General features: G+C 57.7%; 24 protein-coding genes and 1 tRNA gene. 11 read left to right on the top strand and 14 right to left on the bottom strand.

All coding sequences use genetic code 11. The features are described 5' to 3' along the window. The first annotated feature begins 41 nt into the window (after positions 1 to 41). From FZZ92_RS03495 to FZZ92_RS03485, 3 genes are read left to right on the top strand one after another with little or no spacing between them, the layout of a single operon-like run. Positions 42 to 800 (top strand): HAD-IA family hydrolase, encoded by a 759-nt coding sequence (locus FZZ92_RS03495; protein WP_370631231.1) that lies wholly within the window; start codon positions 42 to 44, stop codon positions 798 to 800. Then, positions 797 to 1,108 (top strand): DUF565 domain-containing protein, encoded by a 312-nt coding sequence (locus FZZ92_RS03490; protein ID WP_226397650.1) that lies wholly within the window; start codon positions 797 to 799, stop codon positions 1,106 to 1,108. The genes FZZ92_RS03495 and FZZ92_RS03490 overlap by 4 nt, the downstream gene beginning before the upstream one ends. Positions 1,109 to 1,118: 10 nt before the next feature. Then, complete coding sequence (locus tag FZZ92_RS03485; protein ID WP_226422580.1) at positions 1,119 to 2,075, top strand: phosphoribulokinase; 957 nt, start codon at positions 1,119 to 1,121, stop codon at positions 2,073 to 2,075. Here the strand turns inward: FZZ92_RS03485 and FZZ92_RS03480 are convergent. Next, positions 2,039 to 2,215 carry a 50S ribosomal protein L32 gene (locus FZZ92_RS03480; protein WP_226407118.1) on the bottom strand — a complete coding sequence of 59 codons (177 nt, stop codon included), beginning with the start codon at positions 2,213 to 2,215 and terminating at the stop codon, positions 2,039 to 2,041. The genes FZZ92_RS03485 and FZZ92_RS03480 overlap by 37 nt on opposite strands. Before the next feature lie 87 nt (positions 2,216 to 2,302). Here FZZ92_RS03480 and ftsH point away from each other — a divergent pair, with 87 nt between their 5' ends. Both ftsH and FZZ92_RS03470 read left to right on the top strand, forming a co-directional pair. After that, complete coding sequence (gene ftsH / locus FZZ92_RS03475; protein ID WP_226422579.1) at positions 2,303 to 4,102, top strand: ATP-dependent zinc metalloprotease FtsH; 1,800 nt, start codon at positions 2,303 to 2,305, stop codon at positions 4,100 to 4,102. Next, the gene (locus tag FZZ92_RS03470; protein ID WP_226422578.1) at positions 4,099 to 6,846 is read left to right on the top strand and encodes a UPF0182 family protein; all 2,748 of its coding nucleotides are present in this window, start codon (positions 4,099 to 4,101) and stop codon (positions 6,844 to 6,846) included. Before ftsH ends, FZZ92_RS03470 begins: the two co-directional genes overlap by 4 nt. 44 nt (positions 6,847 to 6,890) lie before the next feature. Here FZZ92_RS03470 and FZZ92_RS03465 read toward each other — a convergent pair whose 3' ends face one another. After that, positions 6,891 to 7,493, bottom strand: coding sequence for a peroxiredoxin (locus FZZ92_RS03465; protein WP_226422577.1), 603 nt, complete (start codon positions 7,491 to 7,493; stop codon positions 6,891 to 6,893). Between the two features lie 121 nt (positions 7,494 to 7,614). Here FZZ92_RS03465 and FZZ92_RS03460 point away from each other — a divergent pair, with 121 nt between their 5' ends. Both FZZ92_RS03460 and FZZ92_RS03455 read left to right on the top strand, forming a co-directional pair. Further along, positions 7,615 to 7,917, top strand: a complete 303-nt coding sequence (locus FZZ92_RS03460) for a hypothetical protein (RefSeq protein ID WP_226407124.1) — start codon at positions 7,615 to 7,617, stop codon at positions 7,915 to 7,917. 46 nt (positions 7,918 to 7,963) lie between these two features. Next, positions 7,964 to 8,037: transfer RNA gene (locus FZZ92_RS03455), tRNA-Met, on the top strand. A 62-nt stretch (positions 8,038 to 8,099) separates the two neighbouring features. On the opposite strand, the gene FZZ92_RS03450 is transcribed toward FZZ92_RS03455, so the two are convergent. The 6 genes from FZZ92_RS03450 to FZZ92_RS03425 form a co-directional block, all read right to left on the bottom strand. Continuing rightward, positions 8,100 to 9,149 carry a M23 family metallopeptidase gene (locus FZZ92_RS03450; protein WP_226422576.1) on the bottom strand — a complete coding sequence of 350 codons (1,050 nt, stop codon included), beginning with the start codon at positions 9,147 to 9,149 and terminating at the stop codon, positions 8,100 to 8,102. A gap of 72 nt (positions 9,150 to 9,221) precedes the next feature. Further along, on the bottom strand, positions 9,222 to 9,713 hold the full coding sequence (locus tag FZZ92_RS03445; protein WP_115093888.1) for a tRNA (cytidine(34)-2'-O)-methyltransferase: 492 nt from the start codon (positions 9,711 to 9,713) through the stop codon (positions 9,222 to 9,224). Beyond that, on the bottom strand, positions 9,710 to 10,258 hold the full coding sequence (cobU, locus tag FZZ92_RS03440) for a bifunctional adenosylcobinamide kinase/adenosylcobinamide-phosphate guanylyltransferase (RefSeq protein ID WP_226422575.1): 549 nt from the start codon (positions 10,256 to 10,258) through the stop codon (positions 9,710 to 9,712). The genes FZZ92_RS03445 and cobU overlap by 4 nt, the downstream gene beginning before the upstream one ends. A gap of 22 nt (positions 10,259 to 10,280) precedes the next feature. Continuing rightward, positions 10,281 to 11,429, bottom strand: coding sequence for a proton extrusion protein PcxA (gene pxcA / locus FZZ92_RS03435; protein WP_226422574.1), 1,149 nt, complete (start codon positions 11,427 to 11,429; stop codon positions 10,281 to 10,283). A gap of 13 nt (positions 11,430 to 11,442) precedes the next feature. Continuing rightward, positions 11,443 to 12,114 carry a photosystem II repair protein Psb32 gene (psb32, locus tag FZZ92_RS03430; protein ID WP_115023113.1) on the bottom strand — a complete coding sequence of 224 codons (672 nt, stop codon included), beginning with the start codon at positions 12,112 to 12,114 and terminating at the stop codon, positions 11,443 to 11,445. Positions 12,115 to 12,147: 33 nt separating this feature from the next. Next, the gene (locus tag FZZ92_RS03425) at positions 12,148 to 12,555 is read right to left on the bottom strand and encodes a hypothetical protein (protein WP_226422573.1); all 408 of its coding nucleotides are present in this window, start codon (positions 12,553 to 12,555) and stop codon (positions 12,148 to 12,150) included. A 62-nt stretch (positions 12,556 to 12,617) separates the two neighbouring features. Here FZZ92_RS03425 and FZZ92_RS03420 point away from each other — a divergent pair, with 62 nt between their 5' ends. Next, positions 12,618 to 13,268 (top strand): cofactor assembly of complex C subunit B, encoded by a 651-nt coding sequence (locus FZZ92_RS03420; protein WP_226422572.1) that lies wholly within the window; start codon positions 12,618 to 12,620, stop codon positions 13,266 to 13,268. Here FZZ92_RS03420 and lptC read toward each other — a convergent pair. Both lptC and metG read right to left on the bottom strand, forming a co-directional pair. Further along, positions 13,213 to 14,382 carry an LPS export ABC transporter periplasmic protein LptC gene (gene lptC / locus FZZ92_RS03415; RefSeq protein ID WP_226422571.1) on the bottom strand — a complete coding sequence of 390 codons (1,170 nt, stop codon included), beginning with the start codon at positions 14,380 to 14,382 and terminating at the stop codon, positions 13,213 to 13,215. The two genes, FZZ92_RS03420 and lptC, sit on opposite strands and share 56 nt — an antisense overlap. Before the next feature lie 8 nt (positions 14,383 to 14,390). Then, positions 14,391 to 15,935: a methionine--tRNA ligase gene (gene metG / locus FZZ92_RS03410; protein ID WP_226422570.1), complete on the bottom strand. Its 1,545-nt coding sequence runs from the start codon at positions 15,933 to 15,935 to the stop codon at positions 14,391 to 14,393. 86 nt (positions 15,936 to 16,021) lie between these two features. Between metG and FZZ92_RS03405 the strand changes: the two genes are divergently transcribed. Next, positions 16,022 to 17,800 carry an FAD-dependent oxidoreductase gene (locus tag FZZ92_RS03405; protein ID WP_226422569.1) on the top strand — a complete coding sequence of 593 codons (1,779 nt, stop codon included), beginning with the start codon at positions 16,022 to 16,024 and terminating at the stop codon, positions 17,798 to 17,800. Here FZZ92_RS03405 and FZZ92_RS03400 read toward each other — a convergent pair. From FZZ92_RS03400 to rpmG, 3 genes are read right to left on the bottom strand one after another with little or no spacing between them, the layout of a single operon-like run. Continuing rightward, entirely contained in the window at positions 17,797 to 19,827 is a 2,031-nt protein-coding gene (locus FZZ92_RS03400; protein ID WP_226422568.1) for a ribonuclease catalytic domain-containing protein, read from the bottom strand. The two genes, FZZ92_RS03405 and FZZ92_RS03400, sit on opposite strands and share 4 nt — an antisense overlap. Before the next feature lie 10 nt (positions 19,828 to 19,837). Next, positions 19,838 to 20,059: a 30S ribosomal protein S18 gene (gene rpsR / locus FZZ92_RS03395; RefSeq protein WP_006041316.1), complete on the bottom strand. Its 222-nt coding sequence runs from the start codon at positions 20,057 to 20,059 to the stop codon at positions 19,838 to 19,840. 38 nt (positions 20,060 to 20,097) lie between these two features. Next, positions 20,098 to 20,292, bottom strand: coding sequence for a 50S ribosomal protein L33 (rpmG, locus tag FZZ92_RS03390; protein WP_006851071.1), 195 nt, complete (start codon positions 20,290 to 20,292; stop codon positions 20,098 to 20,100). A 126-nt stretch (positions 20,293 to 20,418) separates the two neighbouring features. Between rpmG and pheT the strand changes: the two genes are divergently transcribed. Beyond that, a complete protein-coding gene (gene pheT / locus FZZ92_RS03385) occupies positions 20,419 to 22,842 on the top strand; it encodes a phenylalanine--tRNA ligase subunit beta (RefSeq protein WP_226422567.1) in 2,424 nt (807 codons plus the stop codon). Here the strand turns inward: pheT and rlmD are convergent. Further along, positions 22,832 to 24,229, bottom strand: a complete 1,398-nt coding sequence (gene rlmD / locus FZZ92_RS03380; RefSeq protein WP_226422566.1) for a 23S rRNA (uracil(1939)-C(5))-methyltransferase RlmD — start codon at positions 24,227 to 24,229, stop codon at positions 22,832 to 22,834. The two genes, pheT and rlmD, sit on opposite strands and share 11 nt — an antisense overlap. Before the next feature lie 100 nt (positions 24,230 to 24,329). Between rlmD and FZZ92_RS03375 the strand changes: the two genes are divergently transcribed. After that, entirely contained in the window at positions 24,330 to 24,824 is a 495-nt protein-coding gene (locus tag FZZ92_RS03375; protein ID WP_115023095.1) for an allophycocyanin subunit alpha-B, read from the top strand. Positions 24,825 to 25,048: the final 224 nt, after the last annotated feature.

Raw genomic sequence — 25,048 nt, 5'->3', positions numbered from 1 at the left:
GGCGGTGATGTCCCAGCATTGTGCCGTTGCTGGTCATCAAGGTGAACAGGCTTTCAGCGGTTTTTTGGGATGTGGATGGAACCTTGGCCGACACGGAAATGGAGGGTCATCGGCCAGCCTTTAACAAGACTTTCGAGGAGCTGAATCTTCCGTTTCATTGGGATGAAGAGCTTTACAACACGCTTCTGGCAATTCCTGGAGGGCTACGCAGGCTGAAGGTCCACGCTGAAGACCGTGGGGTGATGCTCAGCCAGGATCAATTGGATCAAGTGCGTGATCGCAAAAGGCTGCATTACCTGGAGCGCGTCCATCAGGGCCATGTGAAGTTGCGCCCGGGTGTCAGGAGACTGCTGAAGGAGCTGAACCGCGCCGGGGTGCAGCAGTGGATTGTGACTTCAAGCGGATCCGCCTCCGTGATGGCCCTTCTCGAGCAGATTCAGAACGACATCCCTCACTTCGATGGCGTCGTGACATCCGACGACGTTTCAGCAGGCAAACCTGCACCGGATGGCTACCTGCTGGCCCTCAACCGCAGTGGCGCCGATGGCGCGGCAAGTCTCGCTGTGGAGGATTCAGCGGCTGGTCTGTCTGCTGCAACTGCAGCTGGTCTGTGTTGTCTGCTCACCCCCTCCCCCTGGGATGCGTCTGCCCTGCGTGATGCCAGTAAAAATGCAGCGGCCGTGCTGGATCACCTTGGGGAACCGGGGGAGCCGGCGACCGTACGTTCGGGTCCCACTTGCCAGGACGGAACAGTGACGCTGAAGTATTTGGAGACTCTGCTGTCGGTGCCTGATCGATGAGCTCAATCCAGCGCACACGCCTGGCGGGCCTGCAGAACAGTTGGGGAGCAGTCCTTCGACGCAATTGGTCTGGTCCCTGGTGGCGACGTAGTGCGTCGTTATTGATTCTTCTACTTGGCTTTTTTATCGGCAGCAATCTCACAGTGCATTTGGCGAATGCCGTAGGGGTCAGAACGTTCACAGCCCTCTATGCCCTGATTGCCTGCGAACTTCTGGTGCTCTGGCGCCGTCGACTCCCCTGGCTCGACAACCTGCGGCTTGGTTTTGTTTATGCCGTTGTTTTGGAGGCCTTCAAAGTTGGATCCTGAGGGCCAACGTTTGATTCCGAGCGACGACCAGCAACGGTTGCTCCAGCACCTTGATCTGGGTGATGCAGTGACCTGGTTCGCAGAACAGCGCAAAACTGAGCGCCATCAAGTTGCTCTCGACCATTGGCATCCCGAAGCAGCACCGGATTGGTTGTGGTCGGTTGGATTGCCCCTTCTGAGTCTGGCGAACCAATGGCGCGGGCAACGCCGTCTGCTGGGGCTCAGTGCTCTCCCAGGATGCGGTAAGACCACCCTTGGGCAATGGATTGAAGCCGCCGGAAAGGTCTTGGACCTATCGATTCAAGTGGTTTCACTGGATGATTTTTATTTCGAAGCCGATCAGCTTGACGCAGCAATGCGCGGTAACCCCTGGGGTGTGCCCCGCGCGCTTCCGGGCAGCCATGACCTGAACCTTCTGCAGGATTGCCTTCTGCAATGGCGAGAGGGCCAAGACCTGTCGATGCCTTGTTTTGACAAAGCGAAGAGAAATGGCCGTGGAGATCGCAACGGTTGGCGACGCTGTGACGCCGACTTCTTGATTCTTGAGGGTTGGTTTGTCGGCTGTGAATCGACGATGGACCTTGCAACAGCAGAATCCCATCTCGAAACTCCTCTAACACCGGAGGAACTGGCGTGGCGCACAAAACTGCAACCCGTACTTGCCGATTACGAAGCGATCTGGAGCAGCTTCGATCAGCTCTGGCAATTGCGTGCTCGAAATTTCAACGCTCCTTTGCTCTGGAAACGCCAACAGGAAGCCACGCTTCAGTCTGAACGAGGAGCATCACTCTCTCCTTCAGAACTGGAACGTTTCATCCGAATGATTCTCTGCGCGCTGCCCTCATGCTGTTTTCAACAGATGCGCGCTGATGTTGTTGTAGAGGTCGATTCGGATCGAAGCTTGCGGCGAATCCACCTCCCCAACGCGATTCAGGATTCGCCGTCTTCGGCTTCACTCACTGGGTAGACAAAACCCTGAGCCCGGCCACTCAACACAGATTTGCCGATAGACATTGCACGCTGGGCGGCGACGGCAGCCTTGGACTTCCAAGTGGCGCTGCGCTGGTTGCGCTTGGCCTTGGATGTTTTCTTCTTCGGGACGGCCATTGCGCCTGGTGAATTTCCAAACTGAGATTGTCTCGTTTGGAACCCCCTTGCGTCAAATCGCTAGGCTCAACAAAGCGCAGCGTTGACGTGGCACCAGGTTCGAACAGCTCTAGTGGTTCCGCTTCTCCTCAGAAGGTTCAACCTTCCTCGATTCAGGGGTTCTGGAAGAAACAGGACACTGTGAGTTATTCCACCCTGCTGCGGGATATCGACGCAAAACAGATCAAGCAGTTGGATCTCGTGCCGGGCCAGAGGGAGGTCAGGGTCCAATACAACGACGGGCGACGAATCACTGTTCCCGTCTTCGCGAACGACAATCAGATCCTGCGCGCTGCCGAGAGCTCTGGCACATCCCTGACGGTCGTGGATGTTCGACGCGAACAAGCAGGTCGAGAACTGGTGGGAACCCTGTTTCTGGTGCTCCTGGTGGTGGTCGGTTTGTCTTTTTTGTTGAAACGTTCAGCACAAATGGCGAATCGTGCCCTGGGTTTTGGGCGCAGTCAGCCCCGGTTGAAACCACAGGAAGATCTGCAGCTTCGTTTTGAGGATGTCGCCGGAATCAACGATGCACGGCTCGAACTGGAGGAGGTCGTCACCTTTCTCAAGCAGCCTGAGGCGTTCATTCGACTTGGCGCCAAGATCCCCCGAGGCGTGCTGCTGGTCGGCCCCCCTGGGACCGGGAAAACCCTTCTAGCCAAGGCGATTGCAGGAGAAGCAGAAGTGCCCTTCTTCTCCATGGCAGCGTCCGAATTTGTGGAACTTTTCGTTGGTGTCGGCGCGAGCAGAGTTCGCGATCTGTTCCGCCAAGCCAAGGATAAATCCCCCTGCATCGTCTTCATTGATGAGATCGATGCCGTCGGTCGGCAGCGTGGGGCTGGAATCGGCGGGGGTAACGATGAACGTGAGCAGACCCTCAACCAACTCCTGACGGAGATGGATGGATTCGAGGAGAACTCCGGCGTGATCCTTCTTGCGGCCACGAACCGCGCCGATGTGCTGGATGCCGCTCTCCTGAGGCCAGGACGATTCGACCGACGCATTGATGTGGGCCTACCTGATCGGCGTGGACGTGAGGCGATTCTTGCGGTGCACGCCAGAACACGACCCCTCGATGACTCCGTCTCTTTGTCGGATTGGGCGAGCAGGACCCCCGGATTCTCTGGTGCTGATCTTGCCAATCTTCTGAATGAGGCAGCCATCCTCACGGCACGTCAGAACATGCTCCGCATCGGCCAGTTTCAGCTGGAAGGTGCCTTGGAACGCATCACCATGGGGCTGAGCAACCGCCCCTTGCAGGACACCGCAAAAAAACGCCTCATCGCGTACCACGAGGTGGGCCACGCCCTTGTGGCGACCCTTCTGCCGGCCGCCAATGCGGTGGATAAGGTCACGATTCTTCCTCGGGGCGGAGCCGGTGGATACACCCGCTTCATGCCAGACGAAGAGGTGCTCGATTCCGGTTTGATCACCCGCGCGTCGTGCCTGGCGGATCTGGTTGTGGCACTCGGTGGAAGAGCAGCGGAGCAAGTGGTCTTCGGCTCCCTCGAGATCACCCAGGGGGCTAGTGGAGATCTCCAGATGGTGGCTCAACTGGCCCGCGAGATGGTGACACGCTTCGGCTTTTCCAATCTCGGACCGATGGCGCTGGAGGGTCCGGGAGCGGAGGTCTTCCTCGGTCGCGACTGGTTCAACCAACGGCCTTGCTATGCCGAATCCACTGGCCAGGCCATTGATGCTCAGATCCGTCAGCTCGCCAAGAATGCCTTGGCTCAGGCGATTGCTCTGCTGGAGCAGCGTCGTGAGTTGATGGACCACCTGGTTGAAGTTTTGATTGCGGAGGAAACGATCAACGGTGATCGATTCCGCGAGATCGCCGGACTGCCATGAGACGCCTCCTCCTTCTGCTGCCGTTGGTTGTTGTCGCAGCCCGGATGCAGATCGAGTGGCTCTGGTTTGAGCAGTTCGGCTGGACCGACGTTCTCCTGAAGCGCTGGCTTCTGCAGTTTCTCTTTGCGGGGTTGGCGCTGCTGCCACTGATGGCTGCACGGACCTGGTCAAGACAGTTCAAGCACCACAACCTGACGTCAGCTCAGGGATGGCACCTGACCGGTTGGTCCTACGGGACAGCACTCCTGCTCAGTGGCAGTGTGGTTCTGATCAGCACAATGCTGACCCTTGATCTGGTGGCACTGACCATCCGTGATCCGTTTCAGCTGGGGGAATGGGTGCCGAGCCTGTTGCCTGACAACGGAATCACGGCTGCTGTGATTCTCATCAAAGCAGTGCTCATCACCGTGGCGATGGCCTGGCGTCGAACAAGCCCCTGGCTGGCACGGATCGTTGCAGGTTCACTAGTTGTTGTCGTCGCGCGAGCGTGGGGAATCTGGTCATTAGCCCTTTGGATCCCGAACAGTTCCCTGCAAGATCCCAGGCTTGGTGCCGATGTCAGCTTCGGCCTGGGACGCTTCGTGGGCTTGCATTTGGGGCTGGAGCTGCTGGTGCTGAGCACCGCGTTCACCATCTGCTTTGAACTCTGGCGTTGTCTCGCTAACTCGCAAGCCATCTCTGACTGGGCCAGTCCGGCCTTTTCAACGCGACAGCTTCAGTTGCTCAGAGTCCTGTCAGCTGTTCTGGTTTTGCAAACGGCCGGGTTGGTCTGGTTATCAAGGCACCAATTGCTTTGGAGCCAACACGGACTGGTGGCTGGTGCCGGCTGGCTTCAGGCTCACATCACGCTTCCGCTACGGGCTGCTGCCACGCTGCTGCTCGTTTTGATTGCACTGGCACTGCTCTTGCCTTGTCGCCAACGCCTGCGTCAAGGACTAGTTCTCACGTTGGCTTCGCTAGTGGCGCTGGAAATGGTGGCCACGCCACTGACGCGTTGGCTCCTGGTCCGTCCGCAGGAGATCAATCTGCAAGCTCCTTATCTGGCAGACGCAATTAAGGCCACCCGATGGGGTTTCCAGCTGGACCACATTGAACGTCAGGTCTACGAACCGCAGACAAGGCTCAGTGCTATGGATTTGAAGCAAGGCGCCAGCACTCTGGGCAATGTGCGCCTGTGGGATAGCGCCCCCTTGCTGGAAGCCAATCGGCAACTGCAACAGCTTCGGGTCTACTACCGATTCTCGAATGCGGCGGTTGACCGTTATCCGCTCAATCAAGACAGCGATTCGGCTCAACAGGTGATTGTTTCTGCACGTGAATTGGATCAGTCAGCGTTACCGAGGCGATCAAGAACGTGGCAGAACCGCCATTTCATCTTTACCCACGGCTATGGATTTACCGTTAGCCCTGTGAACGAACGCAGCAACGATGGTCTGCCCTCATATTTCATCAGTGATCTCGGTACAGAAACACGAATCAAGGGAAATGAGGCACTTGGAATCGATCAATCCGAGGTTAGAGATGCGATCCCTGTTGGCGATGCTGCTCTCTACTACGGGATGCTCCCATCTCCCTATGCAGTTGCTCCAACAGAGATTCCGGAATTCGATTATCCCGAGGGAGACCTCAATGTTGAGACCCACTATCGAGGTTCAGGTGGTATCCCTATTGGATCCTGGCTTCAGCGTTGTGCAGCGGCGGTTTATCTCCATGAGCCGCGACTGCTGACGACAAAAGCAATCTCCGCTGATTCAAAAATATTGATCCGTCGTGAAGTGAGAAGCCGTGTTTCAGCAATTGCTCCATTCATTGATTTCCGTGGTGATCCTTATCTGATTTCGATCCCGGAGACTTATCCCGAATCGGCTGGAACGATCGAAGCACGATCCGCGCAACGTCAACAGCATCAGTATTGGGTCGTTGAAGGTTATACCCACAGTTCCACGCTTGCCTACAGTGCGGCGGTCTCTTCCGACGATTCTGATCGGTATTTAAGAAACTCGGTTAAGGCCATCGTTGATGCTTACAACGGCAGTGTTCATCTTTATATCTCAGAGAAGGATGATCCGATTGTGAACGGCTGGGATGTCGCATTTCCAGGCTTGTTTGAATCCATGCAATCCATGCCGCAGCTGGTTCGTGATCACCTCAGAGTGCCTGAGGATTTCTTCAATGTTCAGGTCAACCAGCTAAAGCGATATCACGTCGAAGATCCAAGAATCTTTTACAGCGGTGATGATGTCTGGCAGGTCCCCAGTGAGATTTATGGCGGCGAAAAAGTCAACGTGGAGCCCTATCACGTTACGGCTCAGGTTCAGGGCAATGACAACTCGGAATTTCTCCTGCTTCAGCCTCTAACACCACTGGCACGGCCTAATCTCACCGCCTGGCTGGCTGCCCGAAACGATGGCGAGCACTACGGTGAATTGGAGCTGATCGATTTCCCAAAAGACAAGAACATTCTGGGTCCTGAACAGGTGCAGGCTCTGATTCATCAGGATCCGGAGGTCAGCAAGGTCTTTGGCCTCTGGGATCAAGGGGATCTTGAACTCGTCCAGGGCAATCTCTTGGTGCTTCCCCTTGGCGACGGTCTTCTCTACGTCGAACCGGTTTATCTGCGCACCAGCAAGGTGGGCTTGCCCTCTCTGGCACGAATCGTTGTCAGTGATGGTCGCTCAATCGCCATGGATCAAAGCTTGTCCCTTGCCTTAGAGCAACTCATGAAAAAAGCCCCACCCGTTTGAGGGGTAGGGCCGAGGTAACAGGTGAAAGGGCCTGCTTAAAGCAATCAGCCGATGGCGGAGAAATACTCCTTGGAGCCCTTGGGATCAGGCTTCATGGTCTTTTCACCAGGAGTCCAGTTGGCAGGGCAAACCTCGTCAGGATTGGACTGCACGTATTGGAAGGCCTGCAGAACACGCAGGGTTTCATCAACGTTGCGGCCCACGGGCAGATTGTTGATCGTGGCGTGCATGATCACACCATCGGGATCGATGATGAACAGCCCGCGCAGAGCAACACCCTCAGCGTCATCAAGGACGTTGTAGGCGGCGGAGATTTCCTTCTTCAGGTCAGCGACGAGGGGATAGTTGATGTCGCCCAGGCCACCCTGATTGCGCGCTGTCTGAATCCAAGCCAGGTGGCTGAACTGGCTGTCGACGGAAACGCCGAGTACTTCGGTGTTCTTGCTGGAGAAATCGGAATAACGGTCACTGAAGGCCGTGATTTCAGTCGGGCAGACGAAGGTGAAATCCAGAGGGTAGAAGAACAACACCACGTACTTGCCCCGGTACTGGGACAGCGTGATTTCCTTGAACTCCTGGTCCACCACAGCGGTAGCTGTGAAATCAGGGGCCTGCTGGCCAACACGCAGGCAACCGTTGTCGGTCATGATTGGAGGGAGAATGAATGACCTGAAGGCCGCAACCGACTTAACACGTAGTCGATTCGACTTCCAGTTTCACTTTTCAACCTATCACGGCTATGGCCGTCCGTCGCCATAAACTCAGACGATGACTGATCAACTCACGAGCTGGGACCCTTCACTGCTTCGAAAGTTCAGCGCTACAGGACATTTTCGTCTGCTGAACCAGCTGAAGGGAGATCTGCGCAAAAAGCCCTTGGATCGTGACCAACGATCAGGTCGGCTCAGAAGTATGGGTGTCAATCGCGGTTCAACCCGTCGTTCGGCGCCAGCGCGAAACGTCGAGCCAGCAACGGCACCAGCACCGACGGTCCAGGTGGATGCTCTAGCGAACCTGGATGATCAGCCGAAGTCATTTCGCGATCGACTCAATGCCATCGACATGCGCTGAGCCAGAACCCCGAGATGTATGATGGCGACTGGCCTGAAGGGCCTGCGTCAGAGTAGCTCAGCTGGTTAGAGCACAGGATTCATAACCCTGAGGTCGGGAGTTCAAGTCTCCCCTCTGACATTTATTCGACAACACTGGGGACAAGCCAGATGCTTGTTATTTCCGACTGGAGCGTTATCTGCTCAAGCCTTACGGGCAGGCAGCTTGACTAAAGGATTGAGGGCTGCACCACCGGCACGACGGATTTCAAAGTGAAGGTGGGGCCCTGTGCTTCGACCGGTACTTCCCATGAGAGAAATACGCGCGCCACGGGGAACAACCTGGCCTTTTTTGACAAGAAGGCGACTGTTATGGGCGTAACGGGTGGATTCACCATCGCTATGGGCGATTTCAACCAAATAGCCATAGGCACCGCTCCAGCCGGAGAACGAGACAATGCCATCCCGTGCAGCGATAACCGGAGTTCCTGTGTTGTTGGCGATGTCAATCCCTTTGTGCATCCGACCCCAACGCCATCCATAACCGGAGGTGAACACACCCTTTGTCGGCCACTGGTAACCAACAATCGGCGGCTTCAGGCTGTCAGGCTGGTCAGCTGTCGACAATGGAGTTTGCTGAGGCCAGGCGGCCCCGCCGCTACGGAGCGGGCGAACAGCGAGAACAGACTGACCTGAGGATGCGTTAGAGATCTGAAGTTCTCGACCGACCGTCAAGGCATTGAGCTGAACACCGGGATTAAAGGTCTTCAACTGCGCTTGGGTCACGCCATGACGCTTGAGAAATGCAGCGAGTGAATCACCCTGCTGAATTTTCGCGATAGTGCTGACTGGAGGTGGGGCCGAAACAGGAAGCGTTTTGCGTTCACTGGCTCGATCGAGAGACGACAGTGTCACAGCAACCACCCGAGCTGAATCAGGAAGAGCAAGCCAACTGGTTGGCTCGAAAACATGATCCGGAGAAACGCTGTTCAACGTCGCAAGTTTCTGTGCGTCCAGCCGAAGCAAATCAGCGAATCTGTTCAGTGGGGTCGACGAGAGAACTTTGAACCAAAGCTGCGTTGTGGTGTCTGTTGTGCTGGCGAGAGAAACGGGCTCTGGAGACTCAACAACTGAGTGTGGGGGTAATTCAGCGAGATTGAAGGTGGCGTTATCAGCAATTCCAGGCAGAGAGCTCCACACTCCCAGCGTCACAAAAGGGGTTACAGCAGTTGCTACGGCAAGCAGTGCGCGCATGAAACCCAACAGACGCGTTGAAGGTAACGAGCCGAACATCACAGCGCAAGGGGGATTGGAGCAGTGGTGTGATCACCACAACCTCAACTGCTGACCAGCCACGTAGGTCACCAGTGCACAGGCCACAGAAAGATTGAGGCTGCGCACGCCACCCTGGCCAGCGTCATCGGCGGCACCGGGCATCGGAATCGTCAGAATGGTGTCGCAGGCCTCGCGAACCGGGTCCGGCAGACCGGTGTCTTCACGTCCAAACAGCAGAACATCACCTCGTTTGAATTCAAATGAGGAGAGTGATGCACCACCGCGACGACTACAGCCGATCAACCTCTGCTCTGGCAGAAGTTGTGACTGGAATGCCGGAAAATCTGAGGCGATGGAGAGTTGTACGTGCGGCCAGTAATCGAGACCGGCGCGGCGAACGCTGCGATCATCGACCTTGAAACCAAGGGGTTCGATCAGCGTCAGCGGCACTCTGAAGGCAGCAGAGGTACGCGCAATATTCCCCGTGTTTGGTGGGATCTGTGGCTCGAACAGTGCAATACGCAGCGGCTCCATCTCAGTCATGGCACCACACGTCCAAGGGCATGAAGGTCAAGAGCCCGTCCCTGGAGAACAAGCCAGGCAGCATCGGCAACACGATCCAACTGTTGAGCGAGAGCTCCCAAACGGTCTCGAAACAGCCCACCAATACGTGTTGGAGGAACAACGCCCCATCCTGTCTCTTCAATCACGAGCACAAAAGTGCAGCGCGATGACGTGACGGCAGCGATCAGTCGTTCACACAGCAGGTTCCAGGCGGATGCATCGAGCTCCAAATGATGTGCGACAAAACCACCAAGGGCATCGATCAGCACGGACTGACCTGGCGACAGGGTCTCAATGACCTCCACCAGCTCAGCACCGGATTCAGCAACAGCCCAGTGCTCAGGACGACGCTGTCGGTGAGCATCAAGACGTTTCTGCCACTCAAGGTCTTCTGGTCGGGCAGCTGCCGTCGCGATGTACGTCACATCAGGGTGGTTGTGCAGCAGATGCTCTGCCCACCGACTCTTGCCACTGCGCGCTGGTCCGCTGACCAGAATCAAACCGTTGTTGATACTTGAAACCATGGGCTCGTTAGGGGCCGTTGGATCAACCACTGCCATTCATACCTTTCAAGGTCGCAACGGACGACGGAGAGACGCGGTTGAGATACCTGAAAATCCAATACTTAAAGATCGTCGCTAACACGACAGGGAAGGTCGCAATGAAGAGATTGACGAAACTCTGGCTGGATGGAAGGCCGAAATGCTCTGCGATTCCATCCAGCAAGACAGACCAGCCTTCAGGGCTGTGATAACCCACAAAGATGTCGGTGAACAAAATAATGGCGAAGGCCTTGGCGGAATCACTCAGGCCGTATACAGCCTCATCAACAAATCCTCGGAGAACCCGCAGTTCGTCGCGACTGATCAAGCACACAACCGCAAAAGCGATCAGACCTGCGAGATCAGCAAAGACGTTTTTGATCGCCTTCAGACTCTCCTCATCAGCATCATGTTTGAGCTCCGTCGCCTTCTCGGTGAGCTGGTCGCGCAACTGGACATCATCCAAAGGTGGCACACCTTTTAAAAACGCATCAAATTCCAGCTCCTGTTTGTAGAGGCGAAGCTTCTCAGCCGCCTTTTCCTCGAGCTGCGGCTTGGGGTAACTGAGGAACGGAAGTTCAGGTGAAAAGTGATTCACCGCAGGTGAGATCAGATACGTGCCGGCGATCTGCTGAACCAGCAAGGGAACCAGAATCAGCAAGAGCAGAACACGCAGGGAGATCAGCGTGCTGTCACGACGGCGTCGATAGCCTGCAACAACGTTGTCCTCAGTTGAGGGATCCAACTGCAGTCGAATACTGTCAAAGACACCCAGAAGTGAACGGGGCAGCGCGTCCGGTGAACGACTAATAGAGGGTGAGCCACTCGAACGTCGGGGTCCATAGCGGCTGACAACGGTTTCAATCAGTTGGAGTTGCCGTAGCTCCTGAGAATCAAGTTGCGCCCGTTGTTCAGAAAGATTGACCGCTGAATTGCGGCAAATGGCCAGTGCAGTTTTAAACCGGCGCAGAATCGTGGCCTGAACAGCTCTCGGTACGGAAAGCTTGAGGTCAGGGCGGATCTGCCGGTCTCCGTAATACTCCAGTTCCAGGCTCTGAATGAGCAGAGCCGCCTCGTAACCACGCTCAAGATCACTGGAGAATTCAACGGATTGATTGGAGCTGAATAAATTGATCCAGTTACGGCGGCTCATCTCAATCGTTCAATCAGCGCGAGAACACCCACCAGGTCGCCATCGGAATGATGGTTCCAAGCACCAGAAGGATGATGACCCATTTGGTGGCATCGCTCTCTTCGGTTTCCGCCTTGGTTGGGATGTTGGTGGGCAGGGTGACGCGTTCAATTTGCTGCGGGGGGCCCGGGTCTTCTCCACCTGAGAGAACTGTCGAAAGACGCGTCAGACCATCCACGGAAGCCTGGCGGTAGCGGTCCCCTTCCCGCAGGGGCACAGTCATCGTTGTGCGGGCGGTACTGGAAAGAAGGCTGGCGGGAAGCTGAGCTTCCAGCTCCTGATCCGCAACCACGGCGGATTTCTTGTTCTGAGTTTCGATCAACATCAACAAGAGAGGATTGCCAGTCGGAGAACTCCAGCTTTCGAGAAGTTCCTCACCAAAGTTGTTCAAACTGATGCCGTAATCCAGGCGACGCAGGGTGATCAGACGGGCATCCACCCGTTGATCATCAAAACTGCGTAACTTCGCCTCCAATTCGCCACGACTGGCACGGCTGAGCACATCCGCTTCGTCGATCACCAGTGTCTCCGGCAGGCTTCCGCCTAAGGCAGCAGGAGCTATCGCGAAGCTGGCAGGGGCCAAGAGAAGCAGACAGATCCCGAAACTGAGCAGGCTGGCCAACAGGCGTCGGGCGGAAAGGGACATCCCATCAAGCGTTACAACCTCCTCAGTCTGCCGTTAGCTGTCCAGCATGTCGCGGTTGAGGGCCTCAATTGCTTGAACGACCATGCGGGCCTCGTTGACGGGCAGAGACATTTGAGAGGTGAGTTGATCCAGGAATTCGGTCTCCTCCGGAGTGACCTTGCGATCGGCATGGACAAGATGAGCCGCCACGGCAAGGGCAGACTGCTGCTGTCTTGCGTTGAGCTGGGGAAGGGCGGATGCAATCAGACCATCAACTCCCTGGTCCCTCAGCAGCAGCAGCAACCGATCAAACAATTGCCCCATCGCAGCTTCAGAACTGTCGATGTAAAGGGATCGGTACTCCAGTTGACAGCGGAGGGCGTGTGCTTCATCCCTCCCGAGTCTTCCATCACAGGCAACAGCGGCTAGCGCTATGGCGGCAAAGGCCTCTTGAGTCGTCATGGCAGGGACATACGTGTCCGTATTTGAGCAGGATGATTGCGTTCTGACAGCCCCCATCGTTGATGCCAGCCCCCGCCCGTGTCGTTCTGATCTGTGCGCTCTTGTTGCTGGGTCTGACCGTGACAAATGCGGGGTTAGCGGGAACGGTCACACCAGACCTCCAAAGGGCAGAGGTTCTGGCAGGTATGGCATCGGTGGGACTGATGTTGGTAGCCGTTCTCTGGACAAGGGCCAACCCGAAATCAGCTGAGAAGGTGTCGTTGAAGGGAGAGCAGGGACTGGTGTTGTTCGAGCAGCTCAACGATGTTCAGAAACAGGAGCTGGCCTGGGGAAGTCACATGCTTCTGACAGCGACTCCAGCTGCTTCGGTTCTGGTGCTTTGGCGTCAGCAGGTTGTGTTGCGAAGGGGCCTGATCAGTCAGGACCCCTTCCAACCAGGAGCCATCACCAAGCGAGCCATGGACCGTGAACAGACCATCTCTCTCGTGAACACCACACTCTTTCCCGGTCGGGCCGAATTTGACGGGATGCTGCAGTCGCTTCCAGCAATTCTCGTGTGCCCCATGGGACAGCAGGGGGTGGTGATTGTGGGGGGCTGGTCGCCCCGTTGTTTCAGCCGCTCAGATGAGCGTTGGCTGGAGGGATGGGCCCAGCGACTCAGAACGACACTGGAGACCGAGGACGTTTCGCATCGGTCTTGGGATTCAGCTTGATCGTTGATTCAACACGCTGACCCGGTTGGCCGAAACGGATCTCGCCATCGTCAGTGATCGTGGCCTCCATCCTTGAGGCCCGCGTGGTCTGCTCCGGTTTCTTTCGGCGCAACACCACATCTCCATCTGCCACGACCCGTTCACTGTTCCAGTTCCAACTGCAACGGCGAGCTGTGAGGGTCTCCTGCTTCTGCTGCAGACGACAGTCGCTGGGGATGATCACCGTGCCGCTGCGTTCATCAAGCCTGAAACCCTTGCCTTGAACTGTGCTGTTCTGCAATTCAGCCTGTACCGGTTGCACGGACTGGAGCTGCTGCGCAGAGAACAACCAGCGCGTTCGGCCGGCGGTGATGGTGCCACGGTCGTTCTCGAGAAGAAGCGTGACCGGCTCCTGCAGATCGAGAAATCCCTCGCGGGTGTTGCCACTTAACCCTGAAGCACTGAGCTTCCGGCCATCGCGTCGAACAGCCTCAACCTGGCCCGGAGCCTGCATCAGACCGCTCCGCAAATTCCAGGTGCCGCTGCCACCACGCACCACTGTTGAATCAGGATTGTCGTCTGTGGGGGTGCTGTCATCGCTTGCCTCGTCTCGACGTTTCAGCTCTGTTGGACCGTCGAAGACCAAGAGTTCCGTGTCCTGTTGAAAGGCCAGTTCACGGGAACGGATTTGCGTCTGGCCATCACTCGCCATCGGCCTTTGATTGATCACCATCCGTGACTGAGTTGGCGTCCAAATCAAGTTGTCCCCCTTGATCGTTAGCCCCCGTTGGTTCAACTGACGGAGATGAACCGAACCTTCAAGAATGACGAGTTCACCATCCCTCAACACCGTGGCCAGATCAGCGTTGATCCGGTAGTGCGGTTGATCGTCGCGATACAAGATCCCCTGGGGGCGCCGCGCGCGAATGGTTCGACTGCTCAGGTCGTAGCGCGCCTCTGGGCTGGTCAAATCCCAGTCTCGATCTCCATTGTCGGCTCGCTGACTCAAATCCAGAGATCGAAAGACGAACGAAGGCGTGGGTTCAATCTTGGGCTGCCGGCTGGAACTGCAGGCGGCCAGAAGAGAGGTGGCTACGAGGGCTGCTGTCAGACCACAGCGAGACAGGCAATGCATGCTTTCCCTCAAAGCGGTTCATCCAGTTCCAACCGCTGCATCACCGGGGTTGGTTTGGGCAGGTCGGAACCGCTGCTCAGCCTGCCCCATATCAGCTGATTCGACCAGTTATCGGAATCAAGACACTGCCCCAGCTGGGCCAGGATGCGCTGACTGAGGTCTGGCAGCAGCGGAGCGAGCAGAAGACCGACGATGCGAGTGGTCTCCAACACAGCGAAAAGATCTTCGCCCACGCTGGCCTCTTGGCCGGGTTCTTTCATTCGGCTCCAAGGAGCGGTGTCATTCAGATGGCCGTTCGCTGCAATCGCCAATTGAAGAATCGACTCGGCCGCGGTCTTGAAGGCGAGATTCGGCATGGCGTCCATCACCGTGCTGACGGTTACAGCGGCCTTCTGAGCCAGGGGATGGTCAGGGTCAGTGGCAGCCCCGGCAGGGGGAACGCTGTCGTTAAACCACTTACGCGCCATCGATGACGTGCGGTTCAGAAGATTGCCGATGGTGTTGGCCAGATCGTTGTTGACCAAATCGACGAAGCGCTGCTGTTGGAAATCACCGTCGTCCCCGAATTGGATATCGCGCAACAGGTACCAGCGAACGGCATCGGTGCCGCATCGCTCCAGCAGCAATTCTGGATCCAGCACGTTGCCGAGGGATTTCCCCATCTTTTGCCCCTCGCGGGTGAGAAAGCCATGACCGAAAACCTTTTGCGGTACCGGCAGACCCGCAGACATGCACATGGCAGGCCAGAAGACGGCATGAAAGCGGAGAATGTCCTTGCCAATCACGTGGACGGAAGCGGGCCAACCGCAGGAGCCGAGTCGATCGAGAGACACCGGTTCTCCGTCATCGAGAAGTGCGGTCAGATAGCCAAGAAGTGCATCAAACCAGACGTAGAAGGTGTGGCCGGGATGATCGGGCACGGGCAGCCCCCAGGACACATTCACTCGGGAAATGGAGAAGTCACGCAGCCCCTGGGCGACAAAATTTCGAACCTCCTGACGTCTGCTGGCGGGAGCGATGAAGTCGTCCCGAGCCACTAACTCTTCAATGGCGGACTGGTAACGGGAAAGCCGGAAGAAAAGGTTCTCCTCATCGCGCCATTCCAGAGGCTTGCGGTGGATCGCACATGACGGGGACTCCGCCTCAGCAGGATCATCCTTGTATTCCTCGCAATCGACGCAGTACCAGCCGGTCTGATTGCCGACAACGATGTCGCCTGATGCCTTGACCCGTTCGTAGAACTGCTCGACCAACTTCAAGTGGCGCGGGTTGGTGGTACGCACGAAGCGATCCTCTGAAATCCCCCACTGCTTCCAAAGGTCGCGGTAGCGGCTGCTAACGCGGTCGCAGTGGTCCTGAGGACTGAGCTGCTGTCGTTCAGCCGTGCGTTGAATCTTTTGCCCATGCTCGTCAACGCCGGTGACGAAGGTCACCTCCTGCAGGCATAGGCGCTCGAACCGCGCCAGTGCATCGCAGGCCAAGGTCGTATAGGTACTGCCCAGATGGGGCCGATCGTTGACGTAATAGAGCGGAGTCGTAAGGGTGTAAGGCATCAGAAAAACTCGAACTCCGCTGCACCGCAGCGACGCCAGACTCTAACGATCATGCCCATCGCGATCCACTCCAAAAGCCCGTTTCCATGACGCACCGCGACGTGGTGGTTTGGGGCGGCGGCTGCGGGGGTGTCGCAGCCGCTCTGCAAAGCGCGAGATCAGGGGCTGTAACGACGTTGCTCACCCCAGGGCCATGGCTGGGAGGCATGGTGAGCTCGGCTGGAGTCTGTGCTCCGGATGGCCATGAGTTGAGTTGCTGGCAGACCGGACTGTGGGGCGCTTTTCTTCGACAGCTGGAACTGGAGGAACCGACGGGCCTGGACCACAACTGGGTGAGCTGTTTCGGATACCGACCGCAGACAGCGGAACAGATCCTGCAAGGTTGGGTAGCGGCTGAGCCGAAGCTTGAGTGGCGGGCCAACTGCAGGCTGGAGCAAGTCCACTGCCGTCAAGGCCACATCCACTCAGTTCAGATCCTCAAAGCGGATGGCGTCGAGACGGTTGCAGCGGAGGTCTTTATTGATGGCAGTGACCTTGGTGATCTGCTGGCCCAGACTTCGGCCCCTTTCCGTTGGGGTTGGGAAGCCAAGGAGCTCTGGGATGAACCCAGCGCACCTGAGCAATCAAGGCTTGAGAACCAGACGTTCTTCCAACGCCAACCGGTTCAGTCACCGACGTGGGTGGTGATGGGGCAATTGCATGGGGAGCTCGCTCAGCAGCACCTCAATGCAATTCCACGGGCCCCCTTTCAGCGCAGCACTGCCAATTTTGGCCTTGAAAAAACTGTCACCTATGGCCGTCTGCCGGGCGGCCTGGTCATGGTGAACTGGCCCCTGAAGGGCAATGACTGGCACAACGGACTCGGTCGGGCCATCAGTGCCGATACCCAGGAACGCGAAGATCTGGCCCATGAGATGCAGCGTCACAGCAAGGATTTTCTCGCTGCGCTGTCGGAATGCAGCGGCGGTTGGATTGGCCCCGGCAACGCCTTTCCTGGAGAAGACCCCAGCCTGGCTTTGATGCCGTACTGGCGTGAAAGTCGGCGCTTGATCGGCAGAACAACGGTGACGGAACGCGACCTGTTGCCGATCTCCAAGGGCGCCCTTCGTGGACCGATCCCGATCGATGCCAAGGGACGCTGCACCAGCATCGCTGTGGGGACCTACGCCAATGACCATCACTATCCCGGTGAAGACTGGCCACTGGCTCCGAAAAGTGTGCGCTGGGGAGGGCGTTGGAGCGGTACCCCGTTCTGCATCCCATTCGATGCCCTGATCTGTGATTCCGTTGCCAACCTGGTGATGGCGGAGAAAGGAGTCAGCGTTAGCCACATGGCCAACGGGGCAACCCGGTTGCAGCCGTTGATTCTGAATCTGGGCCAGGTGGCTGGTCTTGCAGCGGCCCTGTCCGTTCGACAGGGATGTGCCATTGGCGATCTGGCGGTCGATGAGATCCAGTCAGCCCTGATTGAAGAGCCACAAGCCCCGGCTGCAGTGCTCCCGATCTGGGACTGGCCCCACTGGCATCCGCACTGGGCGGAGGCCCAGAAGCAGGGCTTGGCTCAGCCGGATCAACTGGATGCATGGGCCGAATTGGCAGGCCGGCCATCAAGAGATCTGAACCAGCCAGGGTTGAATCAAGCGCCGAACCAGCGGCATGAGATCGCCTTAAACGGCGTGCTCACTGGCAATGCCGCAGAGGGATACGAGTTGAAGAGCGCTGATGAAAGCTGGCCTCTCATCACCCTGGAACCAGCGATTCATCACTGGCTTGCCTCCACTGATCACTCAGGTCAGAGGCTGAACCTGCGCGGGATCAAAAATCCATGGGGACCCTGGGTTCGGATCACCGGAGTTCTGGATTAACCGATTAGAAGCTGCAACTCCCCACGCACGGGATCAGCACAACCCACCCTGAGCTCCAGAGTGTCGCCTGGCGCTGGGTCTGTTGAGGCGACACATCCCACCAGATCCATCGCCAGGTCGCTGACATGAACCAGGGCCAATCGATCCTGGGGGCGCAACCAACGCAGGAATTGTGCTGACCAAACGGTGCTTTGACGCTCGGCGAACCACACCTGCTGCCAGTGGCGTTGATCCTCTCGACTGATCTGAATGGATTGGCGCAGAGGGTCGTCGAGATCGTCGATCAGTTCACCAAGACGCTCCTCCCCCATCGGTTGAACAGCAGAGAGCTGCGCAAGAATCTGCCGGTGGGTCACGAGATCTGCGTAACGACGGATCGGTGATGTCGCCTGCACATAGGCGGCCAATCCGAGGCTGAAATGGGGCATCGGTCGCGTGCCCTGTACGCCGCGACTCAAGCAACGCTTGATCGCCGCATCGCGTGCTGGACCCTCTGGAATCCGATCGAGTTCATCGCTGGAGGGCAACTCCGCTGCAGGTTGACTGCGGTACGGGAGCGGGAGGTCGTGCTGTTGCCCAAAGCTGGCCACAACTGCCCCCATCAGAAGCATCGCTTCACTCACCATCAAGCGGGATGGTGACGGGTCAATCACCTGCAGTGACAACGATTCATCGCAGCGGCGAAAGCGTCCTTCCGGCCGGTCAAACATCACAGCCCCATTGGAACGACGCCAGCGCATTCGCTGCAGCAACAGTCGAGACAGATCCGAGAGAGCCTCATCGCCAGGGGGAGCTAAATCGATGAGCTCATCACCGTCGGCATAGGTCAGTCCGTAGCGGGGTCGAATCCAGCTGCGCGCAATGCGGTGCTCTACCACCGCACCATCATCCCCAAGCCTGACGGCGACACTCAGTGCTGCGCATCGCTGACCGGCACGAAGGCTGAGGGGGCCAGCTGCCAACACGAGGGGCAGCATCGGCATGACCCCATCGGCGAGGTAGAGACTGGTGGCCCGTCGTCGGGCCTCCAGATCGAGTGGAGAGTCGGCACCAATGAGACGACTGGGATCAGCGATATGGATCCAGATCCAATCGCATCCATCACGCCGCTCGAGTGACAGCGCATCATCAATTTCACGGGTGCCCGCATCGTCAAGGCTGTAGGTCGCCAGGTGAGTGAGGTCGATGCGTTGCTCATCCCCCGGTTGATCCTCATCAGAGAGCGCAACGAGACGTTCCGCTTCCGCCTCCAGGTCGTGGGGAAAGCTGCGGGACCAGACACTGCCTCTCAGGGCGATCGGTTGATTGGGATCGAGCAATCCACGCACGATCAACCAGTGCCGCAGATCGGCGGCGTCCGACCCGATCGACAACGGGGTAGACCATTGCTGAAGCTCGGGGTCTGAGCTGACTGACGCGGGATTGTCTTTCAGCAAATGAATCCAATGGCTGAAGCGCTCATCCCAAACCTGGCCCAGTTCGAGGCGTTCATCGTCGCTGAGGCCTCGCTCCGCCTGCAGCAACTCGAGCTGCCGTTCTTCCTTCCTTTGCGCTTGGCGCTCAGAACGGCGCTGGCGCCGCTGGCTGGCACGCTCCTCGAGGGTCAGCGGTTGGAGTAAGCGGTCTCGACGCCAGCGGAACAACTGCTGGGACCCCTGCACCCAGCTCCACAGTGCTGCCAAACCTTCGAGGTTGAGGGGTGTCAGTACAAGCTCTCCCAGTTCGCAGAGGCTGAGTCGAGCCATTCCGCCTGGTTGATCTGTTTCAAGCAGCTGCCAGGCCTCAACAACAGCCCGGGCTGATGGGGCGCTGTCCTGCACCTGCTCGGGGGCGGGCAGAACGCTGTTATCGAAAAGATGATCCGGATCGATAGCAATTAGGTCTCGCAGGGGGAGGCCCTGATCCCGACGTTGACCGCCAAAAGAAACAACCGCCTTGCTGCCCTTGATGGACAGAAGACGGCCGATGAGTGGGGAACCCTTGAGAACAACCGCGACGGTGTCTCCGGGTTGGATGGAGTTGCTCAACGCCCGAGGTTCAACCTTCGGGGTTCACGAACGGCAGAAGGGCAACGATGCGTGCACGCTTGACGGCGTTGGTGAGATCGCGCTGCTGTTTAGCGGTCAAACCGGTGAGGCGACGGGGAAGGATCTTGCCCCGCTCGGTGATGAACTTCTTGAGAAGATCCACATCTTTGTAATCGATGGGATCACCGGGCTTGATCGGCGAGAGACGCTTCTTGAAAAAGGAGCTGGACATGACTCAGGAACGGATGGAGGAAAGACGGACCTGCAAGGTCACTTGATCTCCTTGTGGAGCGTGGACTTGTTGCAGTGGGGACAGAACTTTTTGATCTCCAGCCGTTCGGTGGTGTTCCGGCGGTTCTTTTCCGTCGTGTAGCGAGACACGCCGGGTGAACGCTTGGCGGGATTGGACCGGCATTCGGTGCACTCGAGAGTGATCACGATCCGGACGCCCTTGTTCTTGGCCATAAAGGACGTTGCGCCGCAGGTGCGAAGCGAATTGACAAACATCGAGCTTACCCCCTGACCCGACAGGCACTGAGCAGCACTCCAAGGGGGACTTCCTAAGATCACTCGCTGTCTGGCTTTGATCCGATGCGGGTATCCATCTCCTGGCTGAAACAGCTGGTCCAGGTGAATGAATCCGTGGACGATCTGTCGGAGCGTCTCTCCATGGCGGGCTTTGAGGTGGACGACGTTGATGACCTCAGCGCGCGCGCCCAGGGCGTGGTGGTCGGCCATGTGCTCGAACGGGACAAACACCCCAATGCCGACAAGCTCAGCGTCTGCAGCGTCGATGTCGGTGCCCAGGAGCCGATCCAGATCGTCTGTGGTGCCAGCAACGTTCGCGCCGGCATTCATGTTCCAGTCGCCATGGTCGGAGCGACCCTCCCGGCCGTTGGCTTGACGATCAAGGCCGGAGAACTCCGCGGAGTTGCCAGCAACGGGATGATCTGCTCCCTGACGGAACTGGGCCTGACGGAGCAATCCAACGGCATTGCCATCCTTGATGAGCTCCAGGCAACGCTGCCTGCGACGGGTGCACCAGTGGCGCCACTGCTGGGCCTTGATGACACCGTCTTGGAGCTGGCGATCACCGCCAATCGCCCCGACGGCCTGTCCATGGTGGGTATTGCTCGCGAGGTGGCGGCCCTGACCGGTGGGAGCTTGAGCCTGCCCCAGCTGGATCTTGATCCCAGCACCACACCGCTGACCACGGACATGGATGGCTGTTTTTACTCGATCACCAGGATCGAGGGCGTGGATGGCTCCAAGCAGTCACCGACCTGGTTGCAGCAGCGGCTTGAGCGCGGTGGTGTGAACAGCGTGAATGCGGTGGTCGACGTCACCAATCTGGTGATGCTGGAGCAGGGGCAGCCCCTCCACGCCTTTGATGCCGATGCGCTGGAACAACTAACAGGGCAACCGGTGGATGCCCAGAGTTTTGCTGTCCGTCCCGCTCGTGATGGGGAAAACTTTGTGGGTCTGGATGATCAGAAGCGCAGCCTCGACAGCCGCGTTCAGGTCGTCACCTGTCATGACCGTCCTGTGGCCGTCGCGGGGGTGATGGGGAGTCTCGAGAGTGGCGTGACCGCCCAGACACGGAAGATCTGGCTGGAATCCGCCCTGTTTGCACCACCGCGGGTTCGCCAGTCGGCCCGGGCCCTCGGGTTGCGCACGGATGCCAGCAGCCGTTACGAAAAAGGCTTGCCCGTAGAGATGACCCTGGCTTGTTCAGCTCGGGCCTCTGCATTGTTAAAGGAGGAGTTCGCCTGCACCGAGACGGGTCGCTGGGTTGGTGGGGATGGTCCCGCTGAACCCGCACCAGTGATGTTGCGGCGCAATGCACTGCATCAACTGCTTGGCCCTCTCGTCGGGCCGGACGGCGCTGAAGATCTGGACGACCGCAGCATCGAGACCTGTTTGACAGCCCTGGGCTGTCAACTCTCAGCCCTTGACGAGGGGTGGCAGGTCATAGCGCCACCCTCAAGACGCCAAGACCTGCAGCGTGAAGTGGATCTGATTGAAGAAGTGGCGCGTCTGGTCGGCTTCGACCGTTTCGGAACTCATCTGCCTGATCCGCTGGAACCAGGTGTACTGACACCGCGCCAGCAGGCGGAACGGCGCTTACGGCAGCTGTTCTGTGCGACGGGCCTTCAGGAAGTGACCACCCTGTCGCTTGTTCCGAGTTCAGAGCAAGAACAGCGCATAGCCATCAGTAACCCTTTGTTGGCCGATACCAGCCATCTGCGCACCAATCTCTGGGAGGAACATCTTCAGATCTGCGTGCGCAACCTGAAGGCATCCCAGCGCGGGTGTTCCGTCTTCGAGATCGGCAACACCTACAGCGGATCAGCTGAAGCGGTGAACCAAACAGCTGTACTCGGTGGCGTGATTTGCGGAGATCGCCGCCTCTCCATCTGGAGAACCAGTGGGAAGCCACAGGCACCGGACTATTTCCAGGCCCGTGGTGTTCTGACCCGGGTGATGGAAACCCTGCAACTTGAGCTGTCTGATCGTCGCTTATCTGACGATCCACGACTGCATCCCGGCCGGGCCGCCACCCTGGTCCTGGAGGGTCGTCCCCTCGGCTGTTTCGGTCAACTCCACCCTGCCCTGGCTGAGGAGCTGGATCTTCCCGAAGCGACATATCTGTTTGAACTTGATCTGACGCGTCTGTTGGATGCCGCCACCCGCAGCAACCGCTGGACCCCGTCCTTCAAGGCATACCCAACCGTGCCCTTCAGTGAGCGGGATCTTGCCGTCGTCGTCGATCGTTCCAGTGCAGCTGCGGACCTGATTCAAGCCATCCGCAAAGCGGGCAAGCCTCTGCTGGAGCAGGTGGAGTTGGTGGATCGGTTTGAAGGTGCGCAACTCGGTGATAACAAGGTCAGCCAGGCCTTTCGTCTGCGCTATCGCGGCAAGAACGAAACCTTGACTGACGACAAAATCCAGCCGGTGCACGACAAGGTGCGGGCTGCTTTAAGCAAGCAGTTTCAGGCCGAGCTCAGGAGCTGATTCGCTTCATCAGCGCCAACGACTCAAGGTGAGTTGTTTGGGGGAAGAAATCAACGGGCTGAAGAGTTTCCAGCTCGTAGGGGCCTGATGGTGCAAGAAGTTCTTTGAGATCCCTTGCCTGGGTGGCGGGATCACAACTGAGGTAAGCCAGCACTGCGGGAGGTTGCTCAAGAATGCTGGCTACCACGCGGCGATCGAGGCCCCGTCGGGGTGGATCCAGAACGAGGGCTTGGCAGTTCTCAAGCTGAGAGGTGAGCAAATCCGCCACATCACCTGGATGAAATTCACAGCGTGAGGAAAGGCCGTTGTGCATGGCGTTCAGCCGAGCCTGCTCCACAGAGTCGGGATTCAATTCCAAACCCTGAACATGAAAGCCAGCCTTTGCCAGGGGTAGAGCAATGGTTCCGACACCGCAGTAGGCATCGACCACGGTTCCGCCATCACATTGAAACGACAGCCAGTCAGTCAGCCGCTGAACAATGCGTTCCGCTTGTGATGTGTTCACCTGAACAAAGGTGGTGCTGCTCAGGGAAAGCTTGATGCCGCAGAACTGTTCCTCGATGGTCGACGAACCGGCGAGGCAGTGGGTCGTTCGACCGAGAACGAGATTGTTGGCCTTCGGTTGAAGGTTCAGGCAGACACCCTTCACCTCAGGCCATCGCTGAACCCAAGTCTGGGCAAGGTCCTGGAGTCCAGGAAGTTGGCCATGGCTGCTGATCAGAGTGATCAACACATCGCCAGTGGCGCTGGCCAAACGAAGGCCGAGATGACGCAAACCTTGGGCATCGATGAGGTCATGGTCGGCCGGCCAACCCCCTGCATCAAGGTCTTTTTTAATGGGTTCCAACAGTGCATCCAGACGTGGATCAAGCACCGGACAGTGATTCAGATTGACAATCTTGTGGGACCTGGGACGGAAGTATCCAGCTTTCAGGCGTCCGTTCTGGTCTCGCTTCAAAGGAATCAGGGCTCGGTTGCGATAGCCGAAGCAACGGTCGGCATCAACCAAGGGAGCCGCGGGTGCAAGGTTGATTCCTCCAATCCGCTGCATGGTCTGCTGGATCTGCTGCTCTTTCCAACGGGTCTGAGCTGGATCATCGAGACGTTGAAGTGTGCAGCCACCACAGTCGTCAGCAAGGATGCAAGGGGGACGGCGCCGAACCTCGGAGACGGAGATCAGCTCAACGCGTCGGCTCAGCCAGCGGGAACGTTGGCGTTGCTGGAGTTGAACCGTGGCACGCTCCCCTGGCAGGAGATCAGGCACGACAATCACCCAGTTGTTCCAACGGGCCAGTCCTTTTCCGTCACGGTCGAGGTCAACAGATTCCACCTCGATGGTGAGCCCCGGCCGCGGTTCACTGCTGTTCGAGCTGTCGGCGTAGGTCATGCTCAAGGTTCCCTGCCATTGCAATGGCGTAACACCCGGGCGGAGTTGGGTCGGGTGAACGGGTCGAGACCACTAAACTCCACGAAGCCTGCCCAGTTCCATGAGCGTTGTCCGGGATCTCATCCTCCAGGCCGATGACGATCTGCGGTATCCCACCAGTGGCGAACTCCGCACGATGGTGGATTTCCTTGACCAAGGCGCCATGCGCGTGTCCGTGGTCAAGGTTCTGACCGAGAACGAAAAGAAGATCGTCGACGAATCTGCCAAGCAGTTGTTTGGTCGTAAGCCGGAGTACGTCGCCCCCGGCGGCAATGCCTACGGTCAACGTCAGCGCGCCCAGTGCCTGCGTGACTACAGCTGGTACCTGCGCTTGGTCACCTACGGAGTCCTTGCGGGTAGCACCGAAATGATCCAGGAGATCGGCTTGGTGGGCGCACGCGAGATGTACAACAGCCTGGGTGTTCCGATGCCAGGCATGGTGGAAGCCATCAAGTGCATGAAGGACGCCTCCCTGGCACTTTTGTCGGAACAGCAGGTGAAGCTCACGTCGCCTTATTTCGACTACCTGATTCAAGGGATGCAAACGTCAACCTAATCCAAGGATCCTCATCACTTAAAACCGGGCGTTTAAGCCCGGTTTTTTAATGCCCAGCGGTCTCTTTTAAGACAAAGCACAAGACTCACCACGAGACGTGGCTGAGATCAATAAGTCAGCAGAGCGGTCTCAGTTGTCTTGATCAAGCCGCAGCACGAGTCTTGCAATAATTCCAGTACGGGAATCGAGAGACACATGAATAGGCCCCAAAACTCGAAATTCAG

This window comes from Synechococcus sp. MU1611, assembly GCF_020514255.1.
Classification (GTDB): domain Bacteria; phylum Cyanobacteriota; class Cyanobacteriia; order PCC-6307; family Cyanobiaceae; genus Parasynechococcus.
This window is presented reverse-complemented; position numbering and strand designations above follow the sequence as displayed.